This window comes from Alteromonas marina (genome assembly GCF_000808575.1).
Lineage (GTDB): Bacteria > Pseudomonadota > Gammaproteobacteria > Enterobacterales > Alteromonadaceae > Alteromonas > Alteromonas marina_A.
Genome location: NZ_JWLW01000056.1, coordinates 1 through 12,698 on the forward strand (window position 1 = coordinate 1; position 12,698 = coordinate 12,698).

At 38.3% G+C, this 12,698-nt stretch carries 7 protein-coding genes; all 7 read right to left on the reverse strand.

The window, feature by feature from the left end; translation table 11 throughout:
• Positions 1-115: 115 nt before the first annotated feature.
• The gene (locus tag RJ41_RS14725) at positions 116-586 is read right to left on the reverse strand and encodes a hypothetical protein (RefSeq protein WP_039222408.1); all 471 of its coding nucleotides are present in this window, start codon (positions 584-586) and stop codon (positions 116-118) included.
• Positions 587-880: 294 nt separating this feature from the next.
• On the reverse strand, positions 881-1,591 hold the full coding sequence (locus RJ41_RS14730) for a hypothetical protein (RefSeq protein WP_039222411.1): 711 nt from the start codon (positions 1,589-1,591) through the stop codon (positions 881-883).
• An 18-nt stretch (positions 1,592-1,609) separates the two neighbouring features.
• Positions 1,610-2,317, reverse strand: a complete 708-nt coding sequence (locus tag RJ41_RS14735; protein WP_039222414.1) for a hypothetical protein — start codon at positions 2,315-2,317, stop codon at positions 1,610-1,612.
• Positions 2,311-4,293 carry a BREX-3 system phosphatase PglZ gene (pglZ, locus tag RJ41_RS14740; RefSeq protein ID WP_039222416.1) on the reverse strand — a complete coding sequence of 661 codons (1,983 nt, stop codon included), beginning with the start codon at positions 4,291-4,293 and terminating at the stop codon, positions 2,311-2,313. The genes RJ41_RS14735 and pglZ overlap by 7 nt, the downstream gene beginning before the upstream one ends.
• A complete protein-coding gene (locus RJ41_RS14745; RefSeq protein WP_052235485.1) occupies positions 4,290-7,094 on the reverse strand; it encodes a DEAD/DEAH box helicase in 2,805 nt (934 codons plus the stop codon). The genes pglZ and RJ41_RS14745 overlap by 4 nt, the downstream gene beginning before the upstream one ends.
• Positions 7,095-7,117: 23 nt before the next feature.
• On the reverse strand, positions 7,118-9,928 hold the full coding sequence (locus RJ41_RS14750) for a DNA methyltransferase (RefSeq protein ID WP_039222420.1): 2,811 nt from the start codon (positions 9,926-9,928) through the stop codon (positions 7,118-7,120).
• 3 nt (positions 9,929-9,931) lie between these two features.
• A complete protein-coding gene (locus RJ41_RS14755; RefSeq protein WP_039222423.1) occupies positions 9,932-12,697 on the reverse strand; it encodes a DNA methyltransferase in 2,766 nt (921 codons plus the stop codon).
• Between the last annotated feature and the right edge of the window lies 1 nt (position 12,698).

The following is a 12,698-nucleotide window of genomic DNA, read 5'->3' on the forward strand; positions in this document are numbered from 1 at the left end:
GGATTCACCGAAATACGCAATTATCGAATAACAGCCGAGAACAAAAACATCTTAGCTACTTTTTAAATGCAGATATATGCCAATAATTAAGGTGGTAGTTAATGGGATAGACTGTCTATTTTTCTTCAGCTTTTCCTCTGATCTCATCATCTAGTTCATGAGCTTTTCGAAACTCTCTGTAATATTTGGCGACGGTATTTGCACTTTTAACTCCATATTGTTTAGCAATAACTGTATATGCCCCATTTTCAGACTTGTGCAATCCGTGCCGGTAGCGAAGTTCATGCACTACTCTAGCGATTTCTTCTCGCGTTTCTTTATTTTTTTGTGGTTTTCGCCCTTTCTTAACCTGCTTCAAACGTTCAGCTAATTGATGCGGCTTTTCTTTCAACAACTCTTCCAAGACTGAACAAAACCAAATATTCAATTGCTCAGGAAGCGACTCACCGGCCTTTAAACAGTTTTGCACTTCGGCTAGGAGCATCTTTATACTTATCGCATCACGATCTTTAGCACCGCTTAAATTTACAGAAAGCTTTCGTTTTTTAGCGTTACGCTTAAACAATTTAACTTGTTCATTTTTCATACACACCTCTATTGTTTTGGCAGTTGATCAATTACTACATGTAAGGTCGGTGCCGTTTTACAGCTCAAGAAACATACTCAAATGAAGCCCCAAAAATTAACGACTTTTCCCTCTTAGTGTTATTGCAGAAGCCAAGCCTTTACGGCAGCAAAAGGCCTCAAGCGTATTCTTTCCTTATTTTTTGAGATAGTAATAGATTTTTTGCCTAACGCCTTTGGCTAGGCACGAAGAAATAATTGAAATGCTCGGGCACGCTGCAAAATCATTCGACCTACAGATTCCAAAGCATTGGTATTAATTAACAAAAACAACGGTATCTGCAAATTGGTGATGAGGTTCTAAACGAGAGTTTGAGCTCAAATCACTTTCTTCAAAGTAAATATCAAATGGGAACCATACGGGTTCGTCATTGATTGCATTCAGGCTTCTACTGGTAACTGTTTCAGAGTAAATACTTGCTTCAACTAACCATGCTTTTATTTCTGGTTTGGTCACTAAAATTGGCTTTCTTAGCTGATAAAGACCTTGTTTAGGGTTTGCCAGAAATTCCAGGTTCATTAAAGTTCTAACCACAAACTGCATACTTCGTTTTATAGTAGATGTATCACCATATATTTCAGTAATACGCTGCTCTAGTTGTGAATAGATGAATGAGTCGTTTAACTTAGTTAGTTTACCAATTTGTTCAACAACAGTTCTAAAAAACGGGTATTTTGCAAGCATCATACCCCAGTGAAATACGAGGTTTAGTTCACTGTGTTCCATAAGCAGCTCGGCTGCGTCTTTTTGGAAGCTGTTTGGAATGTGTTTGGGTAACTTGCACCAAATGCCAAAAAGTAAGTTTCTTGTCTTATCCTTTGCAACTTGGCTCGAAAAAGCAGGTGTAAGCAGCTCATCTATCTTCTGTTTTAGTTCTTTACCAGCTATGTCGTTCGCGACCCAGGAAGCCGTTTGTGCCAACCAGTCGGGCTCTAGGTGCCTGTTAAATCCTATCGAAACTTTCATTTATCCTTAATTACCTTATTATTTTAAAAATAACATCTCATCATTTCCCTGATGATGGATTTCAAATAGATTTTTATCAATCTCTGATGGTGCAACATGGTAGTTTAATGGGAACCAAACAGCATCATCTAACATATCGTTAAGTGTTCTGCTTGTAGCTTTCTCACTGTATAGCACTGCGGTGAGTAACCAGTTCTTTAATTCATTCGGAACCATGTGCTTATGCTTGTTAACAACATAACTTCTATTACTGCTTCTTTGAATTAAGTCTAACTCAACCATCGTTTTCAAAGCTGAACGAAGACTTCTCTTTACGGTTTCGGTATCGCCATATAATTCTACTGTTTTCTTTTGTGCTTGTGCGTAGGTGAATGAATCATTAAGCTTAGAATGACGACCAATAAAACGCAGTATATCTGCGAAAAACTTCTTTTTTGCGATCAAAAGCCCAAGATGCAATGCGAGAGGCAATTCTTCATATTTGCTTACTAAATTAATCGCAGTGTTAGTAAACTCCTGGTCAACAGAATCTCCAGAGTCTAACCATATAGATGTTAGTTGATTTCGGGTTTTACCCAAGTTCACTTTACAGTTGATTTGTGAACTGAGCATCTGGTTAATTTTTCTATTTATTTCGGGTTTTGTTAGTCCTTCAGCTGCCCAAAGGGCTGTTTGATTCAGCCACAAAACTTCCATGTGACGGCTAAAGTTAACCTTTTTTACCATTTAATTTTAGTACTCTTCACAACAGCTAGTGGGACAACAACTTCATGCAAGCTTATTCCACCGTGGCCGACAATTTTTTTTCCTTCCTTTACGAAAGCATGTCTTCCTTTACTTACTATTGGGTACTTACCTTTTGGTAACCCGTATTTTTGACCGGGCCATATTAGCACACTATTACCGAACTTCTCAGCGCTAGAGCCAGCAGTTACTTCTGACTCGTAAATTCGAACACGCTCCCCTTTTGTTTCAGCTTGTACACCTTGATTAAGTGCGCCGTAGCCAACGGCTTCTTGATTTCCATGATCAGCTGTAATGATGACTTCGTAACCAGCGTCGACTAACCCCTTAATTTTGTTTTTAAAGTCCCATGTCTTACACCAGGTCTCTACAACGGAATTTAAGCCAACCATACCAGCCCTCATACCATGCATTTGCTCATCAACGAAATTAACCACTAAACCTGCGATTCTCAAAGAAGGTTTAGCAACGAGATCACAGAATTCATTGTTATCTTCAATATTTTCTACTTTTTTACGGTATGTTACTTCCTGAGCTTTAAGACCCTTATCTTCCCAAAAAGATTGCCAAAGTTTTGCTTCTTTTACAGTAGTGAGTAAGGAATCTGCATAATAGAAAGGTAGTTTGCCTGAAAACAAAGCTTGTCGTGAGATTGAGGTGATCGTGGGCACTAAGGCAAAAGAAAAATATTCTTCCGTAGATATTGAGTCCAAAGAGTTCAATTCTTCTCTAAATATCGACCACTGCTGAAAGCCCATTCCGTCCATTACTACCAGACATACCTTCTGCTTTTCCTCAACACGCTTATGTAGCCAATCTGGAATTTTGTGAAGCATCGCAGGATGTTTGCTAGATGGAATATTAATTAAACTTGAATACTTAACTTCTAACCAATCTTCAAAATAACTATCAGCTTTCTCATTCAATGCGTTTAACTGTGTTTTCTGCTGATCAGACAATAACTCTCTTATGTTGGGCTTATATGAAAGCGCATTGAGCATTCCTAACTCGAAAGCTTTATCCCCCCAAAAATCAAAACTTACTTCTTTGATACTATCACCCAAAAACTGGTGGCTGAGAATACTTAGGAGATGCTCGAATCTTGTTATCTCTGAAGCTTCGTTATCAGTCACCACACCAATTTTTGCCCAGTGGTCATCAACAATACTATTTGTCTCTATTGGTCTAAGTAAACCATCGGCAAAAAGGTTATCTACATATACTTGGATATCTTGATCATCAAACGGAACGATAAGCTTTTCAGTAGGCCAATGCTCATATATTTCTTTGCCTTGTTCAAAGGTCTGAATGTACAGCGTCCATTGCTGTTGCAAGAAGTCAAAGAAAGCTGTTCTGCTCGGTATTAGTATATTGAAATCCCAAGCGTCAAACAGTTTATTAAGCTGAAGTTGTTCGATTAAGTGCTTCTCTACCGCATTGGCCATATTATTGCCAAGATAGTGCTTTCTAATTAGCAAACGCACCAAATCTGCGTCAGTTTGTATTATTTCTGGCGCAATTTTATAGAGATGCCGCAGTACAAAGCTTAGCGTGGCAGTTTTTCCCAATTTGCCTGGTCGATATTGATGTACTGCATTTATTAAAGGCGTAATGCTTTCGGGAGGCAGGTGAGAGACTACCGATGCATCTAGATCGGGTAAACTATCGCTAATTGAAAAGTCTACTGAAATAGCGGCGTTATGAATATCAAAGGGCAAATTCGCTTCGCTTGGCTCTGAAACTCGTATTAAAAAGGCTTTTTGTTCATTAATTTCTAACCAGTTTTCGTATTGCAATCGCAGTGCTAACAAGTCGTCTGTTTCAACAATCACAATCTCATGTGCGTCGAATGCTTTTGTTATAGCGGGAGTAAAGCATAGCTGTTCTGGGTCATTAACCAGATATACTTGGTTTGCTAAAAGGTCTAGCTTGCTTAGATACTTACAATGCCAGCTCATAGCTTACCTTTTATCTCAAAAACTAGGTGAAGCGAGAGTTCAGGAAATACAGTTTCTTTTTCCGTCATTTCGTCTTTCCAAATTAGCTGCTCAGATGCTAACTGCCTTAGTCGATAGTTTTTTACTTCGGGCAAACCAATTCGCTCTATTGCTCTTTTTCGACTAGCAAAAGAGTACTCTCCTTTTTCTTTTTGCTGATGAAGGTTTTCATTGTATTTATCAAGCATCACATCAAATATTCGTCTACCTTCATTTTCAGCACAAACGGTAAGTTGCTCGTAGACCGTTTGTTTATCCCCAATTGCATTTGAATCACTATCATTAATAACGGTTAAGTCACAATTGCTAATGGCTTCCCAAACTCGATTTGAAGCTGTCGCATAAAATTGGCCATTAGGTTTTATATAAATAGGGAAATACTGCATTTGCCGCTCATCATTACCAGCAAATCTAACACTCCATAAAGACCAATAACCATCAGCACCAGAAGGGAGTGACGAAACCCTTACTTGAGGAATATCTTGAACTTCATTCCAAATAGGCAGGTTAGTACATAAACCTCTAATTTTAGGGTTTTCTAGCGTGATATGTTTAAGTGATTGTTGTTCTTGTGCTTGTTTACCAATAAAAGTGATGTTTTGCCAAGAAGCACCATCTGGCCATGTTATATCAACGCTGTCGTTGTCGTTGGTTTTAAAGTGAGCGTTTTTTCCAGTTATGTTTTGCCAACAAAGATATTGCTCAACCATTGTATTTAGCCAATATGGTAAAGGATGATTGGCGGATTCTTTGTATCGTTCAGCTGATAATGCCTCATCATCTGAAAATAGACTATCTTGTGACTTTTTATCTTTGCCTGCGTCTTGAATCGTTTTTAACGCTTTAGCTAATTCCTGATCCATCATGTCAGGGTTAGTAAGCGACTCAATAAAAAGCTCATCGAACAAGTGGTTGGCTTCTGCTGAGTCCAATACATCACTGGTTTTGTCGACACCAAACTCTTCTAAGATAACCTGTAACTTAGTTTCTAATACATCCCTAACTCTATGCTCAACTGTGCCTTCTAAAACGAAGTTCAATGCTCGCACTGTATGTTGTTGCCCGATACGGTCAACACGCCCAATGCGTTGTTCCATCCGCATCGGGTTCCACGGCATATCGTAATTCACAATAACGTGGCAAAACTGTAAGTTTAGACCTTCACCACCGGCATCCGTTGATATTAAAATTCGAGTGTCGTCAGCAAATGCGGCTTGTACTTTTTTACGCTCACTGAGGTCCATAGAGCCATTTAAGCACACTACGCTTATGCCTCTATCACTAAAGAACTTTGCTAACATTTGTTGTGTTGGAACGAACTCGGTAAACACCAGCATTTTTAACTGGGGTGACTGTTCTTCCTGCTGGAGTTCGTATAACCAATCTAGAAGTGCTTCTGCTTTTGCGTCATTTTCATTGGCTGTGCAATCTTCAGCAAGTTTGAGCAAATAAGAGACTTGTGCTTTTTCATCATCAAGCGCTTGCTGGCTTTTAACAACTAAATCATCAAGTTGAGATTGCGCATCTAGTTCGGCCCAATCTTCAGCTAACGCTAGTGGCAATTCATCCTCGACTACCATATTTTCAAGTGCTATTAGGCGTCTCGATAATGTTTTTGCAATTGCTGCACTGCTAGAGCTAACCAAGCGCTGCATTAAGATCATTAAGAAGCCAACGGCATTTTGCTTTTTCGCTTTAGCTTGGTTGTATCCTTCTTTGATATATTCGGTTACTTCTTCGTATAAGTGCTGTTGTTTGGCATGTTTCGCTTGCCAAGAGACAGGAACAAGTTCAGTTTTTCTTGGTTTGAATAAAGGCTTTCCTTCACCATCAATAGAAATTCGCTTTTCTGTTCTAACAACAAAAGGCTGTACACGTTCTTTAGTTACACTGCCAACATCAGGGAATACTTCAGGGTCAAGCAGTGCCATTAATCGATGGAAAGCATCACTTTTACCTTGGTGTGGTGTTGCTGATAACAGCAATAAATACGGAGCAGCTTCCGCTAAGCCTTGACCTAGCTTATAACGAGCCACTAACTCAGTGCTACCTCCAAGCCTGTGCGCTTCATCAATAACAATTAAGTCCCAACCTGCTGCTAGCAGATCATCAAACCTATGTTTGTTATATTCATGAACTTGCTTAAGTGACCAACCTTTGCGGCTTTCAATAGGTTTTATGCTATCAACAGGGCAAACAACTTGGTCATATCGTTTCCAAACGTTATCGTTTTCATCAACTGGTTTTTGCTCACCCGGTAATAAAAGGTGAAAGTTTTCGTTAAAGTGAGTTTTCATCTCGCTAACCCACTGACTAACGAGCCCTTTGGGTGCACACACTAATATTCGTTTAGCCATACCACGGAGTTTTAACTCTCGCATAACTAAACCAGCTTCAATCGTTTTACCCAATCCAACTTCATCTGCAAATAAATACCTGACTTGCTTCCGAGCCATCGCTTTATTTAACGCCTTTAGCTGATGAGGCAATGGTATAACGTTAGATTCTATCGGTGCTAATAATATATCTTCATGCTGAGCATTTGATATTTTTGCCGCTACAGAAATATAAGATAAAAAGTGTTGAGAAATTGGGTGTTCTTTTGTCGGCTGAGTCAAGTCACCAGCCCTAACTTTTACAACACTGTCCTGCTGCTGTAACCAAACACGATAGAAACTCTGGCCCCAAAGGCCAGAGGATTCGATAACTTTCACATGTTGTTGATGGGCTTGACTCCAAGCCCATTCTCCGACTTCAAACATCCCTGATAACTCCATTTACTTTTTTATAAGTCCCAATCATCATCCGTGTTTGAGGTTAGCGTTACTGCATTGTCATAGAACATGAGTAACTTCTCATCTTCTTGGAGTACAGCAGGTGGAATTTTCGCTGAAATGTCTAAAATGGTTTGTAAGTCTTGGTTTTCCCAACAATGATTAAAACCAGCTCGCAAAGCCTCCGCTCTTGGCTGTTTGATTTTTTTCTTTTCAGCTTTGTATACTTCAAACTCACGTAACAAAGCACGTAAACGAACTTTTTCTAAATCTCCCGCTTTGTTCGGATCGGGCACATACCAACGGTCTTTCGCTTTGGCGACCAGTGCTGGGTCATTTTTAGCTAGTCCACGCATATCTTTAAAGTTAGTGGATAGGTAGGTGTGGATCTGATTTGGCACATCCTCTTTACCATCGTACTTAATAAAGTTTTGTTCAAGCAAAGTAGAAAGCTCTAATTGAAGTTCATTTTTTTTCCAACCTGATAACTCATTAATAAACGATGGGTGGATATCTGCATATGTTTTTGGCTTGCTCTTTAGTTCTTGTCTGATCCAATCAATTGCTGAAGCTTCATCATCAACAAAAATTGTTAATTGCTCTATTCTATTGTTTGTAGCTCTTCTTTTGTCATACTCTGCTGCTTGCGATGGAAGAAAAAACATGCCATCTCTCTCAACAAATTTAGCTCTTAAACCTGTTTGGAATTCCTTAGAATTGATAGGGACATCTTTACCATTGCTTAAATAGTACCCAATTAAGCGATCGTAGAGTATTCTCGGATCTCTTTCTTGAATATGTCCCAAGTCATTATTAATGAATTTTACGACCTGTAAATTTTCTAAGTGATTCCTAACAAAACACCAAACAGACTCTTCTCCTTTTTTGCTTAAAATATCATGCTTAACTTCAACTAGAGGCTTATACAGCGAAATTGCTAAATCTTGTTTTACAGCGGTAGGTCCAACAATAGAATTTAATCCACCTCTTTTTTTATCTAAGGCAGCAACACTAGCAACAATAAAGCCGGAGGCTTGAAGTGCTACTTGAATAACGTTCCACACTGCTGCACTTGTGTTGGAGAACTCAACGGTTAACCATCTCCCTGGTTTTAGAACTCTGTACGCATTATCAAAAGAGCTTTGTATCAGATGTTTGTATTCAGTTAGCGACTTCTTTTGTGCTTTATCTTCGATTGTTTCTAACTTCTGATTTGTAACGACTCCGAGCCATGATTCTTGAATAAAATTTAACTCCGAGTATGCGATGTTCGCTCCAAAAGGAGGATCAAAAAATAAATAATCAACAGAATTGTCAGGAATTCCAGATAAACTACTTGTAGAGCCAGTCCCTATTGCCGTATGAACAGGCTTTTTAATACTCACAGCTTTACTAATAGCGTTTACTCTGTCTGAAAGTAAATTAAGCGCATTCATCTCAATTTGATTGGAAGGTACATATAAAGTACCTCGTCTGTGGCCCGCAGTTGCACCACCTTCACCGGCTTTAGGGCCACCTATTCTGGTGATTGCGACTTGATGCTGTTTAGAACCTCTTTGCAACGAACCAGTGAGAACCCAATATAAATCTCTTTCAGATTGGCTTAAAAAATTAGAAAACACTTGTAAGGTTCTTTCTGTATAGAAATGATGAACGTGTGTCATTCCAATTTTATCATTTCGCCTAGTTTCTTGACCAAATATCAGACGGTCAGTGGGAACTTTGCCTGTGATTGGAAGTTTACGAACTTTTTCAATAGTTTCTATATCGTTTTTATCGGGGCGCTTTTCAAAATTTTGTTTGCCGTATTTATAGTTGATTTGAACAGGTTTTAATTTTTGTACTTTAATATTTTCGTTGAGTAACGAGTCAAACTCTGTAATCAAACACTTGTTTAGCTTTCTTTTGGTCAAACTAGAGTTACAAGATGGACAATTAAACTCGTTTAAAACTTTCCCTTCTGATTTGTTAACTGCAACATCCCAAAAAACCATTTCACCAGTACATTCTGGGCAGAGTAAGACTTCTGACCAAATGACGTAGTTAATTAAACCGACATCACCGTTTGTGTGACTGGTTTCGTACATCCAATTAAACTGTTTTTTAAGCTTTTTTACTACAGAACTGGCTTTTTGAAAAAAGTCATGTTGAGAGTTGGTTGAATGGTTATAATTTTTACTAATAAACGTAGCGATTGGAGAGAGGTCATTTAAAATCGTTTTTCTTTCTCCTAACTTAGAAAAATGGACCCACTCATTATCAGAGTTTTCTTTTAGTGTAAGAATGTCACCGGTAGGTAAGACTTTATAACCTAAACTTTCTACTTCAGATTTATCCCCACACATTTTCGCTGCTACGCCGGTCATACCTGTGCCACAAAAACCGTCAAATACGATATCACCTGGGTCGGTATAATGAAGTATGTAACGCATCACAGCTTTATGAGGTACTTTCGTATGATATGAATGTGCGTTATAGATTCGATCATTTTTGCCTTCAGTTACATCAGCTGCAAATGGCTCTCGATGATAATCTTCATCTGTTTTTTCATTTTGGCTTTCCCATAATGAAATGAATTCTTTTAACCAAGGGTTTGGACAAGCCGTATAATAAGGCGGATCGGAAAGTTCCAAAATTGCTTCGTCTGTTCCGATAGGAAAACCTTCAATTTTTCTAAATTCAGGATCTTTTAGTTTTTCGGCTAATAGCTTTGTGAAATGTGCTCTTCGGGCTTCATCATTTTCAAACGTTAACCCTAAGCACTCAACAGCTTCATCATTGATATTAGAAGCGTCTTCCATAATTAGACTTTCTTGCTGCATATCTTAATCCCAATCATCATCAGTGTTTGAGGTTAGCGTTACTGCATTGTCATAGAACATGAGCAGTTTCTCGTCTTCTTGAAGTACAGCAGCTGGAATTTTCGCTGAAATGTCTAAAATGGTTTGCAAGTCTTGGTTTTCCCAACAGTGGTTAAAGCCAGCTCGCAACGCCTCCGCTCTTGGCTGTTTAATTTTTTTCTTTTCTGCTTTGTATACTTCGAACTCACGCAACAAGGCACGCAAACGAACTTTCTCTAAGTCTCCAGCTTTATTAGGGTCAGGCACATACCAGCGGTCTTTAGCTTTAGCGACTAGTGCAGGGTCATCTTTAGCTAGTCCACGCATATCTTTGAAGTTAGTAGAAAGATAGGTGTGGATTTGGTTAGGAACTTCCTCTTTTCCATCGTACTTAATGAAGTTCTGCTCAAGTAAAGTTGATAGCTCTAGCTGAAGCTCATTTTTTTTCCACCCCGAAAGCTCATTAATGAAAAGAGGATGAATATCAGAGTATGTTTTTGGTTTATTGCTTAATTCAAACCTCAACCACTCAATAGCCGAAGCCTCGTCATCAACAAAAATTGAAAGCTGTTTTATGCTTGATGAGCGTGCTCTAGCTTTATCATACTCACTGACTTGATGTTGGAGAAAGAACATTCCATCACGTTCTGCAAATTTGTTTTTTAATCCAATTTGGAACTGAGCTGATGAAATTGGCACTGGGTGGTTATGCCTTACAAAATAAGAAACAACTTGATCATATAATATTCTAGGGTCTCTTTCTGGTATTGGTATAATTTCATTGTCGCTCATTTTAACAACGGATAAAAATTCCAAATGTGCACTAATGAAATCCCATACTCCTTCCACATTTACGGAATTAGAGTTTACGTTACTTTCTAATGATTTAATTGGCTTATAAGCAGATATAACTAAGTCTTGTTTAACCGCTGTTGAAGTCGTTACAGCTTTAAAACTACCTTGCCTTTTGTCCAGAGCTGAAATATTCGCAACGATGAAGCCTGCTTCAGTAATTGCAGATTGAATACTATTCCAAACGGTAGCTTTTGTATTTGAAAATTCTACTGTCAGCCATTTTCCTGGTTTCAATACCCTAAATAGCTCACAAAAAGAAGCTTTCATAAGAAGCCGATAGTCATCAATGGATTTCTTTTGATGTTTATTTTCAATAGCTTCTTGTTTATTGTTTGTTTCAACTTTTAGCCAACCTTCCCAAATGCAATTCAATTCAGAGTAGTTAATATTTGCTCCGAATGGCGGGTCAATGAAAGCATAGTCTATAGATGAATCTGCAATACTTGATAGGCAGGTTGCAGAGCTAACTCCTTGAAGTCGAGAATAGCCTTTTAAATCGATATCATGTACGGACCTTTTAACGTGTTCAGATAAAACTTTTAAAACAGGTATTTCTTTTATAAGACTAGGTATATATAAAGTTCCATTCATCGGCCCTCCACCAGCACCTAGTTTTCCTCCTTGAGATCTGAATCGATATAACTTACTCAAAACCATTGACGATGACGATAGAAATCGTAGCAAAGCCCTGTTTTTAGTCATTTGTTTAAACTGAGCCAAGAAGAAGAGCGCTCTTTTAAAATAGAATTCATCTACCCTTTCAATACCATGAGATGTTTTAGGTTGTTGAGTATTTATTCCTTCAGGTATTAGGACTTTAGGAAAATCTAAACCGATAAGTAAGTCGTCAGCTTTCCTGATATTTTCAATATCAATTCTATCCGGAGCTTTTGTATACGCTTTACCTTTGTATTTGTAATGAATTAACGATGGGCATAATTCAGTTCTCTCAACGACTTCCCCTACAACATGATCAAAATATGAAGTTTTCTTCCTTTTTAAATTGGACTTTTTTAAGTCAGCTCCACAAGAACTGCATTGAAATTTGTCGCGCACACCATAGGTGTCTTTACAAACAGCGCTATCCCAAAAATTAACGTCTTTATGACAATGTTCGCATTCAAAAACGTCACTCCATACTGTGTAATTAATCTCCGCAGAATCCCCGTTAACATGTCTAGTAGTATATAAAAAGCCATACTTTTTTTTAAGGAACGTTATTATTTGATTTGCTTCAATTTTATCCTTTAACGAGATTGAAGAATTATAGCTATTGGATATGTGAGCTGCTGCTGGCGATATGTCAGATAACACTGAATATCTTAATCCCGCTTTAGAGACAATATTTCCATTCTCATAAATGTCGTCATTTATAACGGTGTAGCCCATATCTTTTATTATGCTTTTACTATTACACTTTTGGGCTGCAACACCAGTCATCCCTGACCCACAAAAACAATCTAAAACGACATCACCCGGGTTTGTGTAATGAAGTATATATCGCATGATCGCTTTATAAGGTACTTTGGTGTGATAAGAGTGAGCGTTGTATATAGGGTCGTTTTTTCCTTCACTAACGTCAGCAGCAAATGGTTCGCGATGATAATCTTCATCTGATATTTCCTTTTGGCTTTCCCACAACGAAATAAATTCATTTAACCAAGGGTTTGGGCAAGCCGTATAAAAAGGTGGATCAGATAGTTCCAAAATTGCTTCGTCTGTTCCGATAGGAAAACCTTCAATTTTCCTAAATTCAGGATCTTTTAGTTTTTCGGCTAATAGCTTTGTGAAGTGTACTCTTCGAGCTTCATCATTTTCAAACGTTAACCCTAGGCATTCAACGGGGCCAGAATTTGTCTCAGTGCTCTCATTTTCTAAGAGTGAATTTTGTTCCATT